Below are 24,551 nucleotides of genomic sequence, written 5' to 3'. Positions count from 1 at the left end.
CCTAACTTTTGAATATCAATCTATTGTTATACTATTGTACCACCTCAATGAAAGGATAATTATAAAGGATTTCATACATAATATAGGTGAATTTATAAAAGGAGGGACTTTAATGAAAGTGGCAGCTAAGCAGCTCTGGATTGCAGCATTAGGCGGTGTGAATGAAATTGGTAAGAATATGTATTTCCTGCAATATGCAGATGATATTATTGTCATTGATTGCGGTTCTAAATTTCCGGACGAAAGTCTACTGGGGATTGACCTCATTATTCCTGATGTTACGTATTTATTAAGTAATCTTGATAAGATTCGAGCATTAGTAGTTACACATGGACATGAGGATCATATTGGAGGAATTCCGTATCTACTCAAACAATTAAATCTTCCGATCTACGCATCTCGGTTAACCTTAGGTCTAATTGAAAATAAACTGAGGGAACACGGAATATTACGTCAGACCAAGCTTCATGTCATTGATTCTGAGTCTACTTTACAGCTAGGAGCGATTACTACAACGTTCTTTAATACCAATCATAGTATTCCGGATTGCCTTGGTGTTGTATTCGATACCCCAGAAGGGACCGTTGTTCATACAGGGGATTTCAAATTTGACATGACCCCTGTTAATAAGCAGTATCCCGATATACATAAAATGGCTGACATCGGGAAGAATGGTGTAAAGTTCCTGCTCTCAGAGAGTACCAATGCAGAACGCCCAGGCTTCACCCCCTCTGAAAAACTCGTTGGCGCTCATATAGAAGAAGCATTCATGAAAGCTGACCGTAGAATATTTATCTCTACCTTTGCTTCAAATGTACACCGTCTACAACAGATCATTGAAGCTGCTCGTTTAACCGATCGTAGATTAACCTTACTTGGCAGAAGTATGGTTAATGTTGTCCGAGTAGCCCAGGAACTCGGGTACTTGAGCATTCCAGATAACATGCTGATCGAGCCTACAGAAGCTGCCAAACTCCCTCCAGAGCAAGTAACTGTATTATGTACAGGCAGTCAAGGAGAGCCCATGGCTGCGTTATCGCGACTGGCTAACGCAAGTCATAGGCAGATGGAAATCCAGGCAGGAGACACCGTTCTGATAGCAGCTAATCCCATTCCCGGGAATGAACGCAATGTATCTAGAATCGTCGATAATTTATACGTGCTTGGCGCTAAAGTCATCTATGGATCACGCAGCGAGCTTCATGTATCTGGGCATGCAAGCCAAGAAGAGCTTAAGTTAATGTTAACCTTGATGAAACCTGAATATTTCATACCGATTCATGGTGAATACCGTATGCTACATCATCACAGCTTATTAGCAGAGGCAGTTGGTGTTAACCCCAATAATATCTTTATTCTAAAAAATGGAGATATCGTCGAGTCATCATCGGGTGTCGTCCGTCAATCTGGCCGAGTGGCAGCTGGACAAACCCTAGTGGATGGCCTTGGGATTGGAGATATTGGTAATGTCGTTCTTCGCGATCGTCGCCAGCTGTCAGCAGACGGTATTTTGATTACAGTGATTACATTAAGCCAAGAAGATGGACGTTTATTAAACGATCCGGATACCATATCCAGAGGATTCATCTATGTCCGTAACTCAGAAACTTTAATGGAGGAGATCAACAAGCTGGTAACCTCTACCCTTCAAAAGATGAGTGAGGCTGACCTAGGCGAGTGGAATATCATCAAGCAGACCATCAAGGAGACCCTAAGTAGATTCCTGTACGAAAAAACGAAACGACGTCCAATGATTCTCCCCATCATTATTGAGGTGTAGCAAAAAGGAGCTCCTGTAATAGGGGCTCCTTTTTCATATCTAATGAGAATTAAGAACTATGTTGTCCATAATTTCAATGTCTCTGCTTCTAGCGTCATTTTTTGATGAATAATAATGATTTGCTCTAGCCGATTAACCCGCTCCTGAAGATTAGCGTTTAACAGGTCAGATTGTAGCTGAGCATTTAGAGAAAAGTATTGTGGCACTTCCCAGACACTACGTAAAGCAGTGCTTAAACAATAACCATATCTTGCAAGGGATTCGTCCCCTTGCCATCCGCTAGCCTTTAATCCTTTGATATACGAATGGAATAAAGACTCTTTGAATTCCTCGTAACGATGGATGGGAATCACACCAAGACTCATATTTACACCAAACATTTTACCAAGATCTTCACCTAAACCTGATATGCTCATAAATTGCCAGTCTATCAAGACTAACTCTCCGTTTTGAGTTAACAGCATATTCCTTTGACTGAGGTCCTGATGGGCTAATACTCGCGGCAAGTGATGGAGAGCATTCAAGTTACTGTCTATCCGCTTCGTGAAGTCTTGGAACCAAACCCAAAGGCTTCGGTCATTGTCTCTATGTAATTGATGAATATATTCTTCAGGGTTAGGTGCATACATTTTACTTGCGGTAGTCCAAGATCTAAGCCAGCTTCTACATATCCATTGGTTATTAGGAGTGTTCTTTCCTGAAAGATAAGCTCCATTAAATCGGCCTAACCGTTCAGCGATAATATCAAACTGCTCCTTCGTATGTGCAAATCCCCCTTCAATTCGTTCCATCCATAACCATACGGTACCATCTACTTGTTCTTCAACAAGATAACACTTAGGAGCTTGGATTGAGCTAAGAAGCTCATCCAGAATCTTAGATTCAAAGACTAGGGCTTCTCGTCGCCAGTAATTGTGATGTGCTGGATCCTCTTTTTCTACACTATCAGACTTAATGATTTTTAATATGATTGACCATGGAAGCTGCTCGTTATTAATTAGTGCGATACCCTGAAGATGAAAGATACCCGCTGTTGTAAAGTTAGGTGTTTTATAATCTAAATCCTCGCATGTGAAATTGACTATTTCTATTTCTTGTTTTCCAAAAATTCGTTGAACACTGATGTTAAGCTGATCCATTTTATTCTCTAACACATAGACCCTCCCCACTATCCATAAAAAAGCCTATAAAGCGTAACTGATTCGTTAACACCTCATAGGCTTGTTCAATAAAGATTTGCTTATTAGAATACTTTTGTTGTCCAATCTTCGCAATTCCAGATATCGGTCACAATGTCTTGATAAAAATCTGGTTCGTGAGAGATCATGAGAATGCTTCCCTTATATGCTTTCAGCGCACGTTTCAGTTCATCTTTGGCATCGATATCCAAGTGGTTCGTCGGCTCATCTAATACGAGAATGTTGGTCTCACTGTTAATGAGTTTACATAGACGCACTTTAGCTTTTTCTCCACCACTTAGAACAGCAATCTTACTTTCGATATGTTTCGTGGTCAGTCCACATTTGGCAAGGGCAGCACGTACTTCGAATTGTGACAGGGATGGGAATGTATCCCAGATCTCCTCGATACAAGTCTTGTAATTGCCTTCTTTCATTTCTTGCTCAAAGTATCCAATCTCTTGATGGTATCCACGTTCTACCGAACCGGACAATGCTTGGATTTCGCCTAAGATGCTGCGAAGCAAGGTGGTTTTACCGATCCCGTTCGCACCGACCAACGCGATCTTTTGTCCACGCTCCATTAACAAATTAAGCGGTCTGGACAACGGTGTGTCATATCCGATAACCAATTCTTTTGCTTCGAAAATCATCTTGCCTGCAGTTTTACCTTCTTTAAAGTTAAACTGTGGTTTTGGCTTCTCTTTTGCAATCTCGATAATTTCCATCTTGTCGAGCTTTTTCTGTCTGGACATTGCCATGTTACGGGTAGCTACGCTTGCTTTGTTACGTGCAACGAAGTCTTTCAGCTCTGCAATTTCTTGTTTCTGACGGTTATAAGCAGATTCAAGCTGTTGTTTTCTCATTTCGTAGACCTGTTGGAATTGCTCATAGTCACCCACATAACGAGTCAGCTTTTGATTTTCCATATGGTAGATCAGGTTGATAACGCTGTTCAAGAAAGGCATATCATGTGAGATCAGAATAAATGCATTATCATACTCTTGAAGATAACGTCTCAGCCATTCAATATGCTGCTCATCCAGATAGTTCGTAGGCTCATCTAGGAGCAGAATATCTGGTTTTTCAAGCAACAGCTTCGCAAGCAAGATTTTGGTACGCTGACCACCACTAAGATCAGCTACGTCACGATCCAATCCAATATCTGTGATGCCTAGACCGCGCGCGGTTTCTTGTATCTTCGCATCGATCATGTAGAAATCTTGATTTGTAAGCGTATCTTGGATCGTACCAACTTCTTCAAGCAGCTTTTCCAACTCTTCAGGCGACACGTCACCCATTCTGCCGTACATATCATTCATCTCTTGCTCAAGATCAAAGAGGTATTGAAAAGCGCCTCTAAGTACATCTTGAATGGTCATGCCTTTGGTCAACACTGCATGCTGATCGAGGTAGCCAACACGTACCCGTTTGGACCATTCGACCTTACCTTCATCCGGTTGCAGCTTTCCTGTAACAATATTCATAAAAGTGGATTTACCTTCGCCGTTAGCGCCGAATAATCCGATATGCTCGCCTTTTAGAAGACGGAATGAAACATCCTTGAAGATCGCACGATCTCCAAAACCATGACTTAATCCTTCTACATTTAATATGCTCATTTATGGACACCTTTTTCTTATTTTTCTCGCTATATTATAAGCAGGATTACACAAAAACTCAATGGAGAAGCAAAAAAATATCATATTATGGACCGTAACGCGTAATATCTCAGATAGTCTGTTCCTATCTGTCTGATTGAGATATTGCGCTGGCGATTACTCACTATCTTTTATATGATAGTATGCAGAGATACATTATGGAGTTGAATTGAGGTTCTAAGGAGAGACAATGATGAACAAACTTGTATTTTTTCTAGGGCCAGCTGGGGCAGGCAAAACGACATTAGCTAAAGCGATCGCTTCCCGGCGTAAAGTACCCTTCTTTGATATGGATATTCTATTACGTCCAGCAGCTGACGCCATTATGACCTTTCACGGATTGGACCCGGCAGACAGAGACTCTGCCGATTACAAAAGATTATGCCGTGATTTGGGCTACCGGATTACGATGGATGCAGCGCTAGACAATATAGGCCTGAATGTAGATGCATTTGTGGTTGGGCCATTTACTAAAGAAGCTGCCAACCCTGACTGGATCAGCAGTGAGTTATCTCGAATCGGACGTTCGCTGCAAGATGTTGAGGTTAAAGTTGTCTTGGTCGAACTAGCCAATGAGGAATTGTATCGGACACGAATTCACGATCGACAATCACCATTAGATGAATGGAAGTTCCAGCATTGGGATGAATTTCGCAAATCATTTGGAAACCGCAGTGTGAAGTGGCCGCTTCCACGTTCTAATGTGAAAGTGATCGATAATTCTGATCCAGACATAACTAAGACTGTGGCTGTGGTGGAGCATTTTATCTACGACTAGGAATTAATTAGCTCTTCAATGATCATTCGTTTACGAAAAAAAAGACCGGCAAAGAGAGAACTCTCTTGCCGGTCTATTAAAATATAATATCAAAAAGTTTGGAGATTCAATTAATTCTTACTTACTTTCCAAGGCTTTCGCAAGAAGTGAGGCGTAACACTTGGAGCCCTCTGGTTTAAGATGCACACCATCTTGGTAGAAATAATCGTCTTTTCCTTCACTTGCAGAGTACCAGTCTACTACGGTCGTATTACTATATTCACTGGAAACTTTTGAAATATTGTGATTCACATTATTCTCCCATTTTCTTGGAACCCGTGTATTGACCAAAAAAATCTGCTCAGCATCACTTAATGAATCTAGTAAATTACGTAATTGCTTTGAACTAAAGGATCCGTTAGTCCCAAGCTCGATTATAACCTTCTTACCCAGCCGGCCTTGAGCTTTAAGCTGATCCACTACCTCCTGAGCTTTAGCCATCTGCCGACCGATCTTTCCCTCGATGACAATGCCAGGTAATTCCTCTGAAAGGTATGGTGCTGCATCCAAAATGACAGAATCTCCAATGGCCGTAACATCCGTTCCAGCTTGACTCTTCTCAGCCACAAGTTTCTTTTCTTCAGGAACAGATTTCCCCACTTCCGATTTAGGCTTTGCTATTTCTGTATTTATAGTTCCCGCCTTAGTATCAGCTTTTTTCACTTCAGGTTCAGTTGTAGCTGTTGCCAAGGCTGGTATTGATGGTTTATCAGTTATATTTTCGTCTATCGCTTTATGATCTGCGGGATCATTCTTTCTTCCCATATCTTGTTGTTCTTGCTGCTGCAGTCGTTGTTCTTGCTGTTGCAGTTGTTGTTGTTCATACTGCAAATCTGCCAATTCGATCGCAGACGTATCCGATCCAGCGTTTAACAAATAACCTTTGCATGCGATTGGGATAAGAATCACAGCAATAATAGCCATTAAGAAGCCTGGACGAAGACCACCCCTTCGTTTTACACTGATGTTCTTCCAAGTTTCTTTAAATGAACCTCGACGAATGGGCTCCTCCACATACTTATATGACAATGCAGCTAGAAGAAAACTTACTGCTACCTGAATGATGATCCGAAGCATGCTGCTTTCTTCAGTACTCACATTAGGACTACTAAGGATAATTACTGGAAAATGCCATATGTACAAGCTATATGATCGCAGCCCGATCCAACGCAAAGGTTTACAGCCTACGATCGATCCCAGACGGCTAGCAGGATGAGCTAGAACGGCAATAACTACAGCTGCAATCAAAGAAATCACTAAAAACCCACCACGGTAAAGTAAATCATCGAACTCATTAACCTGATTAAAAAGTACCAACAATAGAATGAGTCCTAATCCCCCTACAATATCAAGCACACGCCGAGCCGGTTCTGAGACGTTATCATTAAGTTTCTGACTTGGCCAAGCAACTGCAAGTGCTGCTCCAATGAGAAGCGCAAATAAGCGGGTATCCGTTCCATAATATACTCTACTTGGGTCAGTCCCCGGTACGTAGATCAATGCCATGGCTAAAGCCGAGACTGCTGCGCAAGCCATAATCCATGCAATAAGCTTACCTCGCCGACGAGCGATTTTCATCACGATGATGAGAACTATTGGCCATAGAATATAAAACTGTCCTTCAATAGAAAGCGACCATAAATGTCCGATTGGAGATGGTGGGCCAAAGCTTTCAAAATAGGAAACATTATGAAATATTAGCCACCAGTTATTGAAATAAAATAAGGAAGACATAAAGTCACCCTTGAGCCCAAACAATCTTGATGGTTCTATAATTAAAAGCCATATGGCAACCACAAAAAGCATAACGGCCATCGCAGGCAACAGCCTCCGCGCCCTACGAACCCAAAAGTCTACAAGGTTCAGCCTTCGGTGCCGCTCCCACTGGCTAATGATTTGGTCAGTAATGAGATATCCGGAGATTACAAAAAATATTCCAACGCCGAGAAGTCCACCCTCAGCCCAATTCAGATTCAAATGATATGCGATTACAGCGAGTACTGATAAAGCCCTTAGACCATCAATTCCTGGCACATAACGCCTGCCGCCTACAGATTGTATAGAAGACTGGCTCCTCATATTATTTCTGAAAAGCTTCGTGTTGTCTTTCATAATGTTTCAGTCCTTACCGTCGATTTATCGTTCATAAGTAAGACGCTGTAAACGTATGAAAAGTTCTGTAATCAAGTGAAAATGTTATAAAATAAAAAAAGAATGAATGGTTGATCGTAACATTTGTCCATTGTGCTCCCTACATTAACTCAGAGGTTTCATTAGTTAGGATGCAGGGGGACCTCTAATAAGTTTGCTGATTTTCTAATTTAAAAATAATTTCTTCAACTTCGGTGCCCCGTAATTCTACAAAAAAAGGCTGAATAGCATCATTTAGACAATACTCCAGCCGCAGTCTGAGGTTTTTCCATGTGACCATTTCCAATGCTTGTTCTATCGAGAAAAACCCAACTTCTAAGCTCTCGGAACTAGTAGCAGGTTCGCCGCCGATGGCTTTCCCTAGAAATAGGTTAGTACAAATAGATCGATCAACATTTTGAAAAACTCCGCAGAACTTATTAATCTCTATATCAATGCCCGATTCTTCTTTGGCTTCCCTGATTGCTGCTTCTATAAGGGACTCCTCCTCTTCAACCTGTCCGCCTGGCATCTCCCATCCTCTACGTGGACCTTTTATTAATAAGATTTCTTCTTGATCATTGAATACAACTGTAGCTGCTGAAAGAATATGTTTGGGGGGATTCATATCCATTGTTACCTCGCTCTAAATTTATTCTAAGCCCTAATTAATTCTGAATACAGGTCCTTTGGGTGAGAAAGGCAAGTCATTTCCCTTGGGCAAAATATAAGCATGGTCTCTTTTAATGGTCAGCTTGTCACAATAACCATCTGTAATAATTAGAAGTGGTCCTTTTTTCGGAAAATCCTCAGCTTGTTGAATCAAATCAATAGCTGGTTGTAAGATCGTTCCCCCTCTTCCCTTCACTTGTACTCGATCTGCGATAGCCTCGGGGGGCATGTAACCTGCATCATAAGGACAAGCATCACAAAAGATAATCCGTGCAAAAGGAACATCACGAGCCTGCGCATAACTTGAAATGGCCCCTAATGCTTTGGCCAGAAGCTTTTTATCCATTGAGCCTGAGGTATCTAAAATAACTCCAAAAGTGCGGCCATCATCTGCAGCACCGCTATGAACCCATTGTGGTCGAGGGATATCAGGCGTAGAAGATTGACGTCTGCTAATTCGTGAATAAGATCTGGTCTTCTCAAGCGGTGAGAAATAATGATCAAACCACCGAGCAAGCTCTACATCCCATTTAATAGGTGGCTGGCCCAGCGCTCTAATCTCTTCAACTAGGCCTGACGGCAAAAGACCGCGACTTTGCTCTTCATGATACATAAGTCCTTGTTGCATAGCATTTTTACAGAAATCATCTAGCGTCTGTCCTTCTCTCGCATCCCAAAAACTTGATGAACCGTTATCTAAAATGTCACCAAGTCCATTCCCTCTCAAGGTTGCCAGTTTCTTATAAGTGCGGATATCTCCGACCATACGATCATAAATCGTTTCAGCAGATAAACCTTTAAGCTCAGGATCTAATAAGAGTCCAATTCGCGGATACTCCCCTACACTCATTTCTACTAGCCATAGATTTATTACGTAGTCACAAGCCACATTCCAAAGATAATGATCCCGGCCAAGACATCGCTCGTGATGCTGAAGCCCCGCATGCAGAAGCTCATGCGCCATCACGAAAATACACTCCTCGTCGTTTAGTCCGGCTGCAGGGTTCATAAATATTTTGCGCTCAATAACGTCAATGGCAGCTATGGAAATATCAAATCGCCGACATATCGCTGGATCTTCTATAATCTCAAAGCCGGCGGCAAGCGCACCTAATAAAGGATATCTGTCCATAAACCATCGTTTTGCACGTTGTGGAGCGGTTAATGAAAGTGCAGGGTCACTAATAGTATTAGCATGGCCTCCAGCAACACTTACTGCATTCGTCACAGCATTAGATAACCCATAAGCAAAATAGGCTTCCCAATCCGGTGCTTTTCCCCAGTATCTTTTGGTGGTTTCTCTAACATTCATATCCAGTTTTGAAACACCCGCAGTCCCAAAATATCTGGAGGTGTCCGGAATTCCTTTTATCATAAATTGCTCGTAAAGCTGTTGTTCATCTTTAATTGTAAGATCAATTCGCGACTCCATATCTGCGGGTACTTTCCCAAGCTTCAAGTCATTTAAAAACTTTGCTATGTACACATCACATGCAACGTTCCACGCCACTTGATTCTCTTTAATCTTTAAATGTCCAAGACCTAAATGAAGAAAACAATGTGCCAAAACGTACATCCATTCAGCAACCTCGCCACGCCTTTTAGGATGAGTGTAAATATAACCGTTTTTAGTGACAATTGCCCAGCCGTCTTCAGGATAGGGACTATTTTCATTATGAATAATCGAAGCTCGAACAGATAACGGTGCAAAAATAGGATGATCCGCGATTAATGAACATGCTTCATTAAAATTTTTCAAAGCGGGATTATCTGGAGTTGTTTTTTTAGCCATATTTACCCCCGCTCTTTTATTGCAAGACGTGGTAAATCACGTACAATTTCAACCATTAACCAATCTGGAATATTATCACTTTGCTCCTGCTTAGCAACTACTAGCTGTGCAATTTCAAAGCTAATGACGGACAGGTCTTTAATCAGCTTTTTAACAGTGTGTGCAAATTGGCGATGTCCATCTCGTACGTTATCTTTAATCGGAGGGAGTTCTTTGATAATCTGGGCACGCAAGGATTGCGCCAGGAAATACAGGAGATCCCGATCTTCTGGAGCTGTTGGAAATGAGGATTTACCATCTATAATTTGATTAAGTTCATATTTTCCAGTTAGATTTTTATAAAAAGCCCTGAATTGTGTGGCGTGAGAAGGTGTCAGTGAACCATTCGCTAAAATCCCCACGGTATCCACATTTATATCATCCCCAAACTCATGTAGTGCATCACTAAGCATATGCCAAGAGCGTGGCGTGGAGAAAGGCTCTTCAGTCTTTGGAGGTGCACTCCACAGATGATCGGGACGCAATTCCAGATATTCAATAACCATAGGATGAATGCTATTCTCATATGCCCAAGAGATCCAATTCTGAAAAGATACATTTAGCTGTATATGGAACATCCGATTGATAAGCGCGGAGGACATAGGTTTAACAATTGCACTATCTTGTGCACGGTTACCAGCTCCTATTACTATAGAGCCCTCAGGTAGGTGATAATCGCCGATGCGGCGTTCGTGGATAAGACTATAAAAAGCTTTTTGCACCTCTTGAGAACAGGCATTAAGCTCGTCTAAGAACAAGCAATACGGTTCGTCCCGAGCAATCATTTTCGGAGGACAAAATTGGCTCTTGCCGTTAACGATTTGAGGTACCCCAATGATGTCTTCCGGTGCTAGTTGAGAACCCAGAAGAGAAACACATGGAAGACCCACCTGATCAGCAAAAGCTTCTACAAGAGAAGACTTTCCAATACCAGGCGCCCCCCAAATAAAAACAGGGCGGATCACAGAAACGTTTAGAAGTACTTGCATAAGTTGAATAGGTGTTACAGGAGTTGCTAGGTTCAAATAAATGCTCCTTTTTTATATGATATATCCTCATTATCTATTCTAAATATATTAAAAACTACTCAAAAGGATTTATTAAAGCTCTAAACAAGCTTTGTCATTTAGGGCATCCTGAATATTACGGGCAAGCCACTCTCTATCCTGCTCACGCTGTGACTCCGAAAACTCTTGAAATAACAAAAGCACTAATTCCAGTCGGCGCTTCTCAATAAAGAGCGGGAGCTCTTCTAGCCACTTATTGTCGAGTGAGTACTCTCGATTATATCCCTTCATAAAAGACCTCAGCATGGCTGCCGCAAGACTAGAAGTTCTACTCTGCTCTACCTCCGGTTTTCGCCAATCCCCAAAGATGGTCGAATAATAAACGGCAATGGCAATATCATGCACCATATAGTCGTATCCGCAATCATCAAAATCAAACACGGTGATCTGCCCCTCATGCACGAAGAAATTACCCGGATGCAAATCACGGTGACATAGTCCATAGCCTTCTCGATTCCGCGGCAACTGGTTAATCCGATCATTTATTTGAAGCAACTTTTCAAAAAGCTGCTGTTCAACAGTACCAAAGTTAGCAAAGTCAAAATCTAGCTTACCCTGATGTGGTCTTGCCAAAACAGTCTCCGGATTGTATTGCAGAGTTAAAGCATGCATTCTTCCTGTTACCTCACCCCATTGCTCAAAAAGCTCCGTTCCCCAATTGGGATCGGAAGCATTAACATGACCACCTGGTGCTTTCTCCATTACACAGATCATAAATCTTTCCTCATCTTTGAATAGCGTTTGTACCAAGCTGCCATCCTGAAAGGGAATGGGGCGAGCCAGTTGCACGCCATGTTTTGCAAGATGGTCCATAAAGTCAAGTTCAGAGATGACCATCTCCTGATCCTGATGAGAATGATGTGTTACACGTAAAATATATTCATGATCATCTTTTGGAAAGCTATAGACAACATTTTCAAAGCCACCAATATACTTTATCGTTGTCCAATCGACTTGAATCTGTTGTGCAGCTTGCTTAAGCATCTCTTCATCGAATTTCACCTGCCAGTTGGGCATTTCAATCACTCTCCTATCTTCTATGAAAATACCATTATAATGGTATATTTTGTATAGTTGTGCTTTATAAAGATATTTTAACACTTCACTACCAATAAAAGAAGCAATCAAAAAGGTAGGAGCAGCCTAGAACTCTAACAAAGTCCATGACTGCCCCTACCTTAATCATCTTTCATTACTTTTGAGCTTATATTTCTATTGGTTACTTTATTGCTGAAAGCTCATCTTCCGTTACCCATTTATGATTTTTTACTTTATCTCCACCCGTAGTAGGTGTGTAATCAATCATATATACCGTGGTTTGTTCCGCTGCGTTAATCTGAGCCGTTGCACCTTTCATATCTTTCATATGGTCAGCTTCCATCACGACTTCCGAGCCGGATTCATAGGGTTTATCGGCTGCTTTTTTGATTTCTTCATGAATAATCCACTTATGATTTGTAACTGGAAATCCGCCTGTTGCGGGCCTATAAGAAACGATATACGCAGTGGTATCAAAAGCTCCAACTATCGTTGCTGTTGCCTCTTTCATACCTTCCATATGGTCCGCTTGGATAATCGCTTTACTTCCTATTTTAAAAGTAGGATTCTCTGCCACTTTCAAATTTTCAGGTACGTCGCTTGAACTGGAATGTGAGGTATCTTCCATTATCTTATTGCCATAGCTATTATCATTACCACATGCGCTTAGAGTGAGTGCAGCTGCGATTATGAATAGATATAATTGCTTTTTCATATATAAAACCTCCGAAGTTGATGTGCCTCTGATTATTCATTTACCCATTTCATAGGATCACAAACCTAATGAAGTTTTTTCGAAAATGTAAAATGGATTATTAGATTACCAATAAATGAGTGTTGTCTCAGTTATTGAAGGTTATTTATAATGTTTTCTGAAAGGAGGCTACTACAATGAAGACTAAAATATTCACTTTGTTGCTTCTTTTGGGTCTGGTAAGTATGGCTACTATGATTGGTTCTGCTAGTGCTGCTCCGGTATTAACCGTAGGGAGTTCTTCTGGAGATGTGTGGGATCTTCAGTATCGATTAAAAACTCTGAATTTCTATACTCAGCCTTTAGATGGTGTATATGGAGCACAAACGAAAGCTGCCGTTGCTAAATTTCAAAAGGCCTACGGATTAAGTGCCGATGGAGTTACTGGTACAAAAACTTGGAATGCTCTAAAAAAATACACGCTTAATATTGAGGAAATGGATATTTTGGCGAAAGTAATCTACAGTGAATCGCGCGGTGAGCCTTATAAAGGACAAGTCGCAGTTGGTGCTGTAGTTATGAATCGCATACAATCTAGTCAATTTCCAAACAATATAAAAAACGTTGTATTTCAAAAAGGCGCATTTACAGCCGTATCTGACGGCCAGTATTGGCTTACTCCAAACCGGACTGCCTATTTAGCTGCTCTTGATGCTGTCCGAGGTTGGGACCCAACAAACAATTCGATCTATTATTTCAATCCAGATACAGCTACTAGTGCATGGATCTGGACTCGTCCTCAGAACTTAAAAATTGGTAAGCATATATTTGCGAGTTAACGCTTCAAATAAATGTAATAGCCGGTCAACCATTACGGTTGACCGGCTATTTTTTGCAATAAAAAATATTTCTTCTAAAATGAAAACAAAAAGCCCCCTAGTCCGAAAAGGGACGAGGAGCCGCGGTACCACCCTAAATTAGAACTATTCTGTACAACAAACAGAAATGTTCTCACTTAAATATTTAACGGTTAAAACCGGTACACCTCTACTTGCCAACAATGGTTTCAAGGGACTGCTCCGGAGTGAACTTCGATCAACCCTTTTCTCTAGAAACGCTCTCAATCTCCGGCGTTTCCTCCCTGTAAAGAGGTATTGAACTACTTTTCTCCATCAAAGCATTTGTTTTGATATATAATTTTTCTAATTGTAAGCCCTAATCCACTATAAGTAAATAGAAGAAATAATTCCCTCATTTCGATTTGATTAGCTTTATCCATTGCAAAAATTAAAAATCATCTTTAATTCATCATCAAAAGACTTCTTACATTCTTCTTGAAAGCTATTACCAGTATATTCTTTTAGTGTTTTTCTCCAAAAATGCTGGGCTCTCCTATTTGTAGCTGTGGGATTGGTTTGTAGCTCCCATTTTCCAATATGAAGATTAAATACCTCCTTAGCCGCACGTTCAGCGATTCCCGTACCTCGGAAGGGCCGCAGGATAAAGAATTCGTTTAAATAAAATTCACAACCTGGTGGTGTATGAGGTGGTGTGGCTACTAATGCAAAACCAGCAGGAATTCCATCCTCTTTTATTAAATAAGGATATAAAATCCCCGGCTTCTCCCACCATATGTCGAACACTTTATTCTGTTCATTCAGCGTCTGTGTTTCATTATCCTCGTATACCCCGTATTGATTAGGAAGGTTCCCCCATATCTCTGATAGATCGTGTAAGTATAGTGGGTAGAGATTGTTAATCTTAAACTTCGTTGTGCTGTCAGTTAATGTTACAGTGATATTCATTTCGTTCTCCCCCTTCTATCGAATGCTTGAATATATTTTTGGAGATCACTCAAATAACGTTCTGTATAGTTGTCTTTGGTATAATCCTTAAGCAATTTTCGCCAGAAAGCTATGGCAGGTTTGTTATTTTCCATTTGAGCTAGTTTCCATTTAGCTTCTTTAAATAGATCAAGTGTTTTTATTGCGGCAGCAGTACCTATTCCATTTCTCCTGTATTTCTGCAAAATCATAAAGTCATAGATCACATGAGTTGGATCTGGGTCTTTATCTAAGTTTTCAAAAAGAACAACCACAAATCCAGCTACGTTTCCTGAAACCTCAATCAAATATGGATTCCATCGATGATCCCCTTCCCAAAAATAATCAATATTCACCTCGAATTCCCCATGCTGGTTTACGTCTTGATCTGTAAATAAACTGAAATCATAATTGTAAAATTGATATAGATTAGACAATACCTCTTTATCTTCAAACGTTACAGGAACAAGATTAATTTCCATCATACCTCCACGTTTTTTCTCTAATTTCACTTCTATACTCAGTATAATTACGACCACACTCTAGTAATATGCCATGTTCAATTAGAATTAAATTTTATATAACGTCATTATTCTTCTAAAATAAAAAGAGTTCACCTGAGTTTTACACTCAAATGAACTCCAATATAATTAACTGATGATTAAGTTAGATCTACAATAACCTTGATCGTTTCTTTTGCTGCAATGGCTCTATCGAAGGCGGCTTGAATATCCTCTAATTTATAAGTCTGTGTCACCATTGTAGAGATATTCGTTTTCTTGTCGTTAATATGTTCAATTACCTTTACAATATCTTCATGTGTGTATCCACTAGCTCCAACAATATTAACTTCTTTACTCATCACTTGAGCAAGGCTTATAGGTACTTCATTTTTATAAACGGCAATGATTGCTATTCTTACTTGTGGCTTTACAATCTGCATCACTTGTTCAAATAATATTGGAGCGCCCGCTGCGTCCACAAAAGCATCTATATTCGGTACACTCACACCGTATACGTTCACTTCGCCGAAGTGTTTGATTAAACCCTCTGCTAATGTTTCAGTCGACGTATTAACTGTTAATGCGCCTAATTCTTTTGCTTTATCCAAACGCCAGTTGTCAATATCCACTACGCAAACATCTTTAATGCCTTCACCAATTAATCCTGCAGCTGCAGATAAGCCAATAGGACCAGCACCAAGAACTACGATTTTGTCTCCATGTTTGGGCAGTACGCTAAAAGCGCCATGGAAGCCTACGCTCATGGGTTCCATTAATACGGCCTCTGTTGCCGAAACGGAATCATCGAATTCATAAAGGTTATAATTAAGTGCTGCATCTTCAATTAAGACATATTGTGAAAAGGCTCCTACCTCCAACGAATAACGACGGCCTGCACGTTTTGCAGTAATTGGATTCACACCTACACGCATGCCAACTTTCAAATCGGTTTCCACATCAGAACCTAATTCGACGATTTCACCAAACATTTCATGTCCAAACTCTGAGCCGAAACGGATACCCATTTCTGAGCCTGCTTTTACTATATTAATATCTGTACCACAAATCCCCCCCGCTAAAATACGAACCAACGCATCTTTTGCTCCTACTTGAGGCATCGGACGCTCTTCTATCCCCACACTATTTTGACCGTGATAAATGCCGACTTTCATCATTCATTAACACTCCTTAATACTATCTATTACTTTCATGGTAGTAGTTATTAAGGAGCTAAGCAATCTACAATAATACTGAAAGCGTTAATAAAGCAACAGTTGATAAATATGTGTTAATTAAAATTTAAATAGTGAAAAAATTCACTATATCTTTTTATTATTTGCAGGTATAAATGGATTTAACTGTATGATTCGTTCTGCTAAATATTTAGGTGTATAAGGCATATCATTGCCTAGCCACATGGAAATTGTACCAATGATAGCAGATGTTCCATACCAAGCCGCAATTTCAGATGGAGTATCAACGGTTAAGAAATCCTCTGTTTTTTGAATCGATTGTTGTTCTGTTGTTGTTAATATCAATTCATATAACAGATCCATCAATTTCGGTGTGAAATAAGGAATGTTTTTGGTTACAAGCAACACCTTATACATATGAGAATTCTCTGCAATATGCTCAAGCAATAAAATCAGCGAGGTAAGTTCATCCCCTGGTTTATAGGATTCTTCAAATTTATCTATGAGTATTTTCTTTAAATCTGCTAATAAATCATCCAAGATACTATCTATCAAATCATTGATATCTTTGTAATGTAAATAAAATGTGGCTCGATTGATTTCAGCCTTTTGCGTAATAGCGTTGATCGAGATCTTATTCAGTTCTTTCTCTGTTAATAAATCTATAAAGGCATTCCGGATTGCTTTTCTTGTCTTTCTTATCCGTAAATCTAAGTATGTTTTGTCTGCCATAAATCTTCCACCTCGTAGTTAATGAACCTACAGTCAATTATATACTACAGTAGTTCCAGATCGTAAGCGTTTGTGTACTTCGGCATATTCGCCTGAATTCTTGCGGATATAGTACAAACTTCACGCATATTATGATTGTATAAAAATGGGAGGTGTGTTTTAAAAATGCCTGATCCTTTTGTTTCGAGATCTCTTGATGAAATTAGATTCTGGTCACGAATCATGAAAGAACACTCTTTTTTTCTTAAATTAGGGTTTCGTTGTGAAGACACGCAATTAATTAATGAAGCGAACCATTTCTACGCCACATTCGAAGCCATAGAGAATAGATCCCTCGGATTTACTGTGGATTCTGATCCGGCAGTTATACGGAAGTTTAATGAGGAAGTTCATAGTGCTGCTTCACATATCTGGGCTTTTAAAAGGAAAATATTGGGATTAATTTTGCAATGCAAGCTTCCAGGAGGTACGAATTTCCCTTTATTAGTGGATCATGTCAGCAGGGAAGCCAATTATTTTCGAAATCGACTGGAAGAATTGAATCTAGGTAGGTTAGATCCTTTGCCTGACGCAATTATCAATGAAAATGTGTTCTTTCTACGTATAATGGCGGATCATGCCAAATTCATTGGACATTTATTGGACCCCTCTGAACGTCAACTCGTTGAACAAGCGAGAAATTTCAGTCATGATTTCGATACATTGTTGTATCAAGCTATTGATCTTAGCTCCATGCGTCCTCAATCCCAAACCAAACCCCTGTTAAGTCAACAACTTGACGAGAATAAAGTCTCGGTTAAATCCCTCCGTGATTTCAAGAAAACCGCTCGAGATCTTATTGAAGAATGTCGTATAAAAAGCATCATTCATCCACTGCTTGCGGATCATGTATTTCGAGAAGCTGAAAGATTCCTCTATATTATTGATGCATTTGAAGCCTCTTTGAATATGAATAAACAAATCGTATAGCTTTACATATTTAATGGATGGATAGGGCGACTACTTGTATCAAAAATACAGGTTGTCGCCCTATCCATCTTTATATTTGAATTCGTTTGTTTCGGTGATCCACCCCAAAGCTTTTAAAAAATAGTTGGTATTTGCGAAGAAACAATTTATAGTAAAACTCAGGAGGAATCAGGAATTTTATGGAATACAAGATTACTTCGAGTGACTACATAATCAAACGTTAAGGATGATTGCTAATGAAAAGGTTTAGTCAATGTTTTATACTTTGTACTATGGTTTTTGCTTTATTAATGCCATCCACTGTGTTTGCTGCTGATAAGAAATTACTCAATGAGGCAAGTATTACTTTGTCTAGCGATGTTATTCCTGTGGGTGGAACTACAAAAATAAAAGTTCGCTTACTAGCTGAAATGACCAGTCTTACATATGCAAAATTGACACCGGAAGTTTCTGATGAATCCATACTTACCGTTGAATTGGATGGATATTCAGATTATATTGTTACAGGCGTTCAAGAAGGTTCTGCAGAAGTAGTCTTCAACATTCCTGGTTGGACTGAAGAAAGATATCCAATTACCGTTCTATCCAAGGCTGCTTACGAAGAAAAGATGAAAACACCTCAAGAAGTGTTAGATTTCACAACCTATTCTAATCAGATAGCAGCTATTATTCAATATGACGAAATTGCCAATGAGGCATATATTAAGAACAGAATAGACACGGGTACCAATAGAAAGCAACGCTACACTGCGTTTAATAATGTGATCCTTCCTAATTACACTAAACTGGTAGTAGAAGCAAAAAAAATTAAAGCACCCAATCCAGAATTGCAGGCTTTGCATCAAATCTATTTAAAAGCTATAAAAACACAACTGGAAGCAATGACAATGATGAAAGAGGCCTTATACAAAACAAAAATTTCTAGCAACGATTTTAAAGCAGCAAATAAAAGGATGGATGAAGGCGTGAAATATGAAGGACAGTTTGTAGATGGGATCGATAAATATCGGAAAAAGTACGGTATTTAAGATTAAATGATAATTAAATCCCAAAAAGCCACATCAGAGCTTCCTCTAACGTGGCTTTTTGGGATTATAGCTATTTTTTTGTGTAAACAATCTTCTTAATACTGTCCCTTGATAGGCAGTATTCATCCGAAAGCTGGTCAACCGTTGCTCCAACGGCAAACCTTAAACAAATCTCAATATTTCTAGATCTTAAGTATTTTCTGCTCCCTGACTTCTCGCCCCATTTTACATGTGCTTCTTCAGGCTTAGGGATATACACCAAACCACCATTAATATATTTCTGAATTTCCTCTAATAATTCTTTTGGAAAAATCGTATCTGCATTTACATATTTCATAGTCGCTCTGCTCCTTAAACTTTTTTTGAGTTTGAAGGTAGCAAAGTCTATTCTAAAAACAACCCTGCAAAGTGCACTGGCGGTAAATCAATTTTCATTCGCTCTATACAAACAACCGCCGTTGTTTATAGTCTAGACTTTGCATAGAGCTTATCGCTAATTTTCTCACTATTGTCCGCCCTCCTTTGTTTAATGTGTAATTACTTGTTCCAAAATGCGTTCCGCTGTCTTCTCTCCATTTGCAATACAATCAGGAATACCCACACCATAATAAGAACATCCAGCAAGGATTACATTCGGATAATGATCTGCAATCTTCTTCTCTAAGGATACTACAATCTCGTGATGGCGTTTGTGGTAATTTGGCATAACATCATGCCATTTGGTCACATCGTGGGTAACTGGATGTCCAGTAATTCCAAGACTGGTCTGTATATCATTCAACGCCACCTTTAATAATTCCTCTTCTGAAAGCTTAATCAAGGACTCATAATGCGGTCCTGAGCTTTTATAAAAGAGTCTGACAAGCAGACGTTGTTGACCAGACGTGTGCTCCCACTTGCGACTTGTCCACGTACAAGCATTACAAAGAACATCGTCACTGTTGGCTGTTATAAACCCTGTACCGTTCGCTGGCAGTTGACTGTCAGGGATATCAAATCCTATATACACACTAATCATAGAGCTGTTAAACAACTGTTTGAAATCTTCATTCAGCGCTTCGTCTTGAAGTAATGCTTGTGCAGTAGAATGCATCGTTCCTAGTACGGCAAAATCGCTCTCCAAGATTCGTCCATCTGCCAGTGTTACCCGGTACCGTTCTCCATCCTTTGCAATGTGCTCTGCCCGAATCCCTTTGATGATCTCAACATCGGACAGCTGTTCTTCCATGGCATCAATCAGAGCAGATACGCCTCCCTTAAAAGACATAAACTTCTTATCGCCGTTCCCCTGGAATTTAGCCTTATTCGCGGACAATCCCTGAATAATACTTCCATATTCATTTTTATAATCAATCAAATAAGGAAGGGTCGAGGCAATGGTAAGTTCGCTCAATTTCCCGGAATATACACCTGATAGGACAGGTGATATTTGCTTCTCGACAAGTTCTTTTCCAAAGAAAGCTTCCAGAAAATCACCTACAGAATCGTTTTTCGTAAAACGATCATTCGGAGTATAGAAATCTTTAAGTGCTTCAACTTTACCTTCAGCAGAGATCAAATCTGTAGTAGCAAGCGATTCAATACTGAGAGGGATGCCAAAGACTGCATCTTTAGGAATTTGCTTCAGCTTACCTTCTGTGTAGATGTATGATATTCCTGTCGCGTTATATACAACCTCATCCTGAATGCCTAATTCTTCAATCAATGGTGCTACATTTGTCTTGCGAGTGACAATTGAATCAGCACCAGACTCCATGATGAAGTCATCATGCTGAAGTGTTCTGATTTTGCCGCCCAGTCTATCGCTGGCTTCAACCAAAATGATTTTTACATCCAACTTATTATGCTGTATAGATTTCTGTAGATAGTAAGCGGTAGACAATCCAGTAATTCCCCCGCCAATCACGACGACCGTTCTCAAGCGTTGACACCTGCCTCTAAAGTTATAATCTGTTAATTTCAATTGAATACATTATATCATAGGGATTTATATGTAATAACATACCGTTCGTGTCATATATAACACAAAACACCCCCAAAAAATATAAACCTTCAGAAAAGTCAAATAAGCCGCGATTATCGCGGCTAATCCTTATATATTCTCCTGTTTTAAAGCATCAATAATATTTTCCTTCTTCACTTTTGAACTGGAGTACAGCATAGCTGAGCTAACGATGATAAATACAGTGACTATGACATACAAGATACTCATCCACGGAAGTGCGAATCCATAGGAGAAACTACTCATCATGGATCTATAAATCAAGTACATCACGACTATGCTAATCGGAAGCCCGTAAAGTAGTGATTTTATCCCATAGAAGATACTTTCATAATTAATCATTTTATTAAAACCGTTTGGCGTCATCCCTACAGACTTCAACATCGCAAACTCTCTTTTACGAAGTGATATGCTAGTTGATATCGTATTGAAAATATTCGCAATCGATATTAATGTAATCAAAGCAATAAAACCATAGGTAAAAATAGACATTAACATGATCATCTGCTCACTATTTTGTCTATTTTGAAACACATTTTGAACATAGACATTCCGCTCTTTCATCTCTTCAATGGCTTGTTGTGTCGCTAATGGATCAGAGCTGTTCAGGTTTAGTCGGCTTTGTATATCGTTACTCATCGTATCATTTGTTAATTGATCGAAGACTTGGTCAGAGACAATGATGTTTAATCCACCAACTTGTGCTGAATGAACACCCATAGGGCGTTTATCAGTTAATGCGACGATTTCTACTGGTGGTAATTTCGTCTCTTTCTCTGTGTTCCAATCCGTATAAATTAAATCAAGCTTCTGACCGATTTCCGAATGAAGAGCTTTGGTCTCAATAATTTTTTTGGCGTTCTCATCCTCAAAGGTGACGGTATCATTCACAATAGCAGACATCTGATTGAGATCTGTTAATTGTTCATAACTTACACCGACCGATTCTGCATAGGTTCTCAAGCTCTGTTCATTTAGTGCATGGATCTGAATGTAGTAAGGATATTTCCCGTTCTTTAAAATACTGCTATCCTTCTCCACGATTTCTTGCAATTCTTTTGCCATATCTTTTTCATCAATCCATGAACTCAAGCTTAGTTCCCTGACCACGTTATATTCAGTTATATTAGGTAAGACAGAGATCGATTTCGTCAGCCGATCTACTTTTTGAGCGTCCTCAGTCCCCATATAAACTTGAATATCATAGTTCAAACCATCCTGTGAGAGTTCTACCGACTTTCTCATATTCGTAGTGAACGAAGATACGGATAAAAACAGAACAATACTAATGACAAGGGAGAACACGGTTGCTTGGTACCTGCGTTTATTTCTCTTTAAATTCTTCAAACCAATTTCTGCTTCAATTCCAAACAAATTGCGAACGAACTTGGAAGTTTTCACCGCTTTACCAGAGAGCTTAACATCGGTTGTTTGTCTGATCGCATCAATTGCCGAAATCTTTGAAGCTTTTCTGGCTGGAAGATAGGTGGATATAAAAATCGTCAGTATCGAAACAACACAAGCGGTGAATAGGGACAGAGGTGTAACAACCAATGTTAATTTTTCAGTTATCCCTAGTACATCTTGAATCATTGTATTGATGAACATAAAAGTGATCCCGATTCCTGCAATTCCGCAAAGGATCCCAATAGGGATGCTAATTAAACCGATGATCATTCCTTCAAAAAACACCGAATTCTGCTTCTGCCTCTTTGTAGCACCTACGCTAGAGAGCATTCCTAAATGACGTGCACGTTCCGAGACAGAAATCGCGAATGCATTATAGATTAAAGAAACAGAGCCAATGATAATCACAGTCATAACGATGACTGACAATGAAAGAAGTGCATTACGTAAGCCATCGTTATTCGTCACACCATAATAGCGCAGCAGACTATTATTATAAGAAATCGACACAATATTGTTTTCTTTTGCCAATTCCTCTGCATGCTTGTATATGGAGCTATCCACCTTGTTTAACACAACTGTCGCTGTAACTTTTTCGGCTGCTCCAATCAAGCTTTCATCCACATAACTTAAGGCAGTATAACCCGGAGACCATGTTGGTTCCCAAGTAGGACGCTTTATCACTCCCACAATCGTATAGTTCATTGGTTTTTTATGAATAATCTTTTCAAGCAGGATATCCTCTTCAGTCCGTAATCGTTCGTTCTGAGATAAGGGCTGCCCACTATTTTTATCATCCCTAGTGACTCGCTCTCCGACATCGAGAGTTAAAGTTTCACCAATCTTATAAGTGACTTTTGCATTCTTTGCAATCTCCTCAGAAATGACTACTTCGTGGTTTGTCTTTGGAAGTCTACCTTCCAGCAGTTCTATCGGAAATTGTTTAAAACCAGCTGCATTATATTCCTTAATATACCAATAGGGTTTATTCTCATTCTTCCCACCCTCTAAAGGGGCGTAGCCACGATCGTTGGAGATCACTAGGGCTTTTGTCGCATCATCTGTTTCTATCGCTTTAAGCTGAGCTTTAGTAACATTTCTATATTGGACATGCCATTCTCCATTTGTTGAGATACTCTGCTTCCTCATTAATTCCATAAATGAAAAACCAAGCGTTGCCACAGCCGTCACCATAGTCACAGAAATGATGACTCCAATGATAGTAACCAATGTTCTTCGTTTATTTTGCTTCAAATGTCTAAGCGTTAATTTATTTACGATATTCACGGACGAATCACCTCATCTTTGGCGATCCTTCCATCTTCAATGGTAATCACTCTATCCGCTTGTAATGCAATCCGTTCATCATGAGTAATGACAATCAGTGTTTGATTATAAGTTTTATTAAACATTTTTAATAAATCTATAATTTCACCACTGTTCTTACTATCCAGATTACCGGTTGGCTCATCTGCCAGCATGATTGCAGGATTACTAATTAACGCTCTGCCAATAGAGACCCGCTGTTGTTGCCCGCCTGAGAGCTGATTCGGGAGATGGTTTAAGCGATTCTCCAAATTTAACGCCTTTACAGTATCTGCAAATTGTTTCTTATCTACCTTGTGCTGATCAAGGAGTAAAGGAAGTGTGATGTTCTCTTCGACCGTTAAGACCGGTATAAGATTATAGAATTGATAAATCAGCCCAATTTGTCTGCGTCTAAAGATCGCCAGTTGTGTTTCATTCAATTCATAAATATCCGTGTTATCTACGAATACTTTGCCGCTTGTCGGTCTATCCACTCCGCCTAATAAGTGCAGAATGGTCGATTTCCCGGAGCCAGATGGCCCGATAATCGCTACGAATTCCCCTTTTTTAATCGAAAAAGATACATCATCCAGTGCCTTTACCGCTGTTTCGCCTTTTCCATATGTTTTAGACAGATGTTCAATCTTTAAAATGTCCATTGTTAGACCTCCATTTGTTGATGAGATCAGTATATCTGTCTACAATGACTATCAAGTGA

At 39.7% G+C, this 24,551-nt stretch carries 21 protein-coding genes and 1 other annotated feature; of the genes, 5 read left to right on the top strand and 16 right to left on the bottom strand.

Translation table 11 applies throughout. From position 1 onward, the window contains the following. The first annotated feature begins 112 nt into the window (after nucleotides 1-112). The gene (locus MKX41_RS07415) at nucleotides 113-1,780 is read left to right on the top strand and encodes a ribonuclease J (protein ID WP_339803751.1); all 1,668 of its coding nucleotides are present in this window, start codon (nucleotides 113-115) and stop codon (nucleotides 1,778-1,780) included. Nucleotides 1,781-1,836: 56 nt separating this feature from the next. Here the strand turns inward: MKX41_RS07415 and MKX41_RS07410 are convergent, their stop codons facing one another. Together MKX41_RS07410 and MKX41_RS07405 are read right to left on the bottom strand one after the other, a co-directional pair. After that, nucleotides 1,837-2,934, bottom strand: a complete 1,098-nt coding sequence (locus MKX41_RS07410) for a phosphotransferase (RefSeq protein WP_340969330.1) — start codon at nucleotides 2,932-2,934, stop codon at nucleotides 1,837-1,839. Between the two features lie 89 nt (nucleotides 2,935-3,023). After that, on the bottom strand, nucleotides 3,024-4,580 hold the full coding sequence (locus MKX41_RS07405; protein WP_042188035.1) for an ABC-F family ATP-binding cassette domain-containing protein: 1,557 nt from the start codon (nucleotides 4,578-4,580) through the stop codon (nucleotides 3,024-3,026). A 232-nt stretch (nucleotides 4,581-4,812) separates the two neighbouring features. Here MKX41_RS07405 and MKX41_RS07400 point away from each other — a divergent pair, with 232 nt between their 5' ends. Further along, nucleotides 4,813-5,397, top strand: a complete 585-nt coding sequence (locus MKX41_RS07400) for an AAA family ATPase (protein ID WP_339804305.1) — start codon at nucleotides 4,813-4,815, stop codon at nucleotides 5,395-5,397. A gap of 117 nt (nucleotides 5,398-5,514) precedes the next feature. Here MKX41_RS07400 and MKX41_RS07395 read toward each other — a convergent pair whose 3' ends face one another. The 6 genes from MKX41_RS07395 to MKX41_RS07370 form a co-directional block, all read right to left on the bottom strand. Next, a complete protein-coding gene (locus MKX41_RS07395; RefSeq protein ID WP_340969328.1) occupies nucleotides 5,515-7,548 on the bottom strand; it encodes an acyltransferase family protein in 2,034 nt (677 codons plus the stop codon). A 184-nt stretch (nucleotides 7,549-7,732) separates the two neighbouring features. After that, a complete protein-coding gene (locus tag MKX41_RS07390) occupies nucleotides 7,733-8,194 on the bottom strand; it encodes an NUDIX hydrolase (protein ID WP_340974837.1) in 462 nt (153 codons plus the stop codon). Nucleotides 8,195-8,230: 36 nt separating this feature from the next. Beyond that, nucleotides 8,231-10,030: a vWA domain-containing protein gene (locus tag MKX41_RS07385; protein WP_340969327.1), complete on the bottom strand. Its 1,800-nt coding sequence runs from the start codon at nucleotides 10,028-10,030 to the stop codon at nucleotides 8,231-8,233. Between the two features lie 2 nt (nucleotides 10,031-10,032). Continuing rightward, on the bottom strand, nucleotides 10,033-11,094 hold the full coding sequence (locus tag MKX41_RS07380; protein ID WP_340969325.1) for a MoxR family ATPase: 1,062 nt from the start codon (nucleotides 11,092-11,094) through the stop codon (nucleotides 10,033-10,035). Between the two features lie 75 nt (nucleotides 11,095-11,169). Beyond that, nucleotides 11,170-12,153, bottom strand: coding sequence for a phosphotransferase enzyme family protein (locus MKX41_RS07375; protein ID WP_340969323.1), 984 nt, complete (start codon nucleotides 12,151-12,153; stop codon nucleotides 11,170-11,172). A gap of 202 nt (nucleotides 12,154-12,355) precedes the next feature. After that, the gene (locus tag MKX41_RS07370; RefSeq protein ID WP_076285773.1) at nucleotides 12,356-12,889 is read right to left on the bottom strand and encodes a YdhK family protein; all 534 of its coding nucleotides are present in this window, start codon (nucleotides 12,887-12,889) and stop codon (nucleotides 12,356-12,358) included. 176 nt (nucleotides 12,890-13,065) lie between these two features. Here MKX41_RS07370 and sleB point away from each other — a divergent pair, with 176 nt between their 5' ends. Continuing rightward, nucleotides 13,066-13,707, top strand: coding sequence for a spore cortex-lytic enzyme (gene sleB, locus MKX41_RS07365; RefSeq protein WP_076298994.1), 642 nt, complete (start codon nucleotides 13,066-13,068; stop codon nucleotides 13,705-13,707). Nucleotides 13,708-13,812: 105 nt separating this feature from the next. After that, nucleotides 13,813-14,053, bottom strand: a binding site (T-box leader). A gap of 86 nt (nucleotides 14,054-14,139) precedes the next feature. Here the strand turns inward: sleB and MKX41_RS07360 are convergent. The 4 genes from MKX41_RS07360 to MKX41_RS07345 form a co-directional block, all read right to left on the bottom strand. Further along, nucleotides 14,140-14,673, bottom strand: coding sequence for a GNAT family N-acetyltransferase (locus MKX41_RS07360; RefSeq protein ID WP_339803739.1), 534 nt, complete (start codon nucleotides 14,671-14,673; stop codon nucleotides 14,140-14,142). Further along, complete coding sequence (locus MKX41_RS07355; RefSeq protein WP_340969322.1) at nucleotides 14,670-15,203, bottom strand: GNAT family N-acetyltransferase; 534 nt, start codon at nucleotides 15,201-15,203, stop codon at nucleotides 14,670-14,672. The genes MKX41_RS07360 and MKX41_RS07355 overlap by 4 nt, the downstream gene beginning before the upstream one ends. A 149-nt stretch (nucleotides 15,204-15,352) precedes the next feature. Continuing rightward, nucleotides 15,353-16,369, bottom strand: coding sequence for a zinc-dependent alcohol dehydrogenase (locus MKX41_RS07350; RefSeq protein WP_340969320.1), 1,017 nt, complete (start codon nucleotides 16,367-16,369; stop codon nucleotides 15,353-15,355). Nucleotides 16,370-16,513: 144 nt separating this feature from the next. After that, nucleotides 16,514-17,119, bottom strand: a complete 606-nt coding sequence (locus MKX41_RS07345) for a TetR/AcrR family transcriptional regulator (RefSeq protein ID WP_340969319.1) — start codon at nucleotides 17,117-17,119, stop codon at nucleotides 16,514-16,516. Between the two features lie 165 nt (nucleotides 17,120-17,284). Between MKX41_RS07345 and MKX41_RS07340 the strand changes: the two genes are divergently transcribed. Next, entirely contained in the window at nucleotides 17,285-18,088 is an 804-nt protein-coding gene (locus MKX41_RS07340; RefSeq protein WP_149644458.1) for a DUF2935 domain-containing protein, read from the top strand. Between the two features lie 236 nt (nucleotides 18,089-18,324). Beyond that, entirely contained in the window at nucleotides 18,325-19,116 is a 792-nt protein-coding gene (locus MKX41_RS07335; RefSeq protein ID WP_340969318.1) for a hypothetical protein, read from the top strand. 70 nt (nucleotides 19,117-19,186) lie between these two features. On the opposite strand, the gene MKX41_RS07330 is transcribed toward MKX41_RS07335, so the two are convergent. The 4 genes from MKX41_RS07330 to MKX41_RS07315 form a co-directional block, all read right to left on the bottom strand. Next, entirely contained in the window at nucleotides 19,187-19,453 is a 267-nt protein-coding gene (locus tag MKX41_RS07330; protein WP_042127555.1) for a CD3324 family protein, read from the bottom strand. Between the two features lie 189 nt (nucleotides 19,454-19,642). Next, nucleotides 19,643-21,037 (bottom strand): protoporphyrinogen oxidase, encoded by a 1,395-nt coding sequence (locus tag MKX41_RS07325; RefSeq protein ID WP_340969316.1) that lies wholly within the window; start codon nucleotides 21,035-21,037, stop codon nucleotides 19,643-19,645. 171 nt (nucleotides 21,038-21,208) lie between these two features. Next, a complete protein-coding gene (locus MKX41_RS07320) occupies nucleotides 21,209-23,812 on the bottom strand; it encodes an ABC transporter permease (protein ID WP_340969315.1) in 2,604 nt (867 codons plus the stop codon). Then, a complete protein-coding gene (locus MKX41_RS07315; RefSeq protein WP_042127549.1) occupies nucleotides 23,809-24,492 on the bottom strand; it encodes an ABC transporter ATP-binding protein in 684 nt (227 codons plus the stop codon). The genes MKX41_RS07320 and MKX41_RS07315 overlap by 4 nt, the downstream gene beginning before the upstream one ends. Nucleotides 24,493-24,551: the final 59 nt, after the last annotated feature.

Origin of the sequence: Paenibacillus sp. FSL R5-0475 (assembly GCF_038004585.1) — a bacterium.
Lineage (GTDB): Bacteria > Bacillota > Bacilli > Paenibacillales > Paenibacillaceae > Paenibacillus_AQ.
The sequence above is the reverse complement of the archived record's forward strand: the minus strand, read 5'-3'. Positions and strand labels throughout refer to the sequence as shown.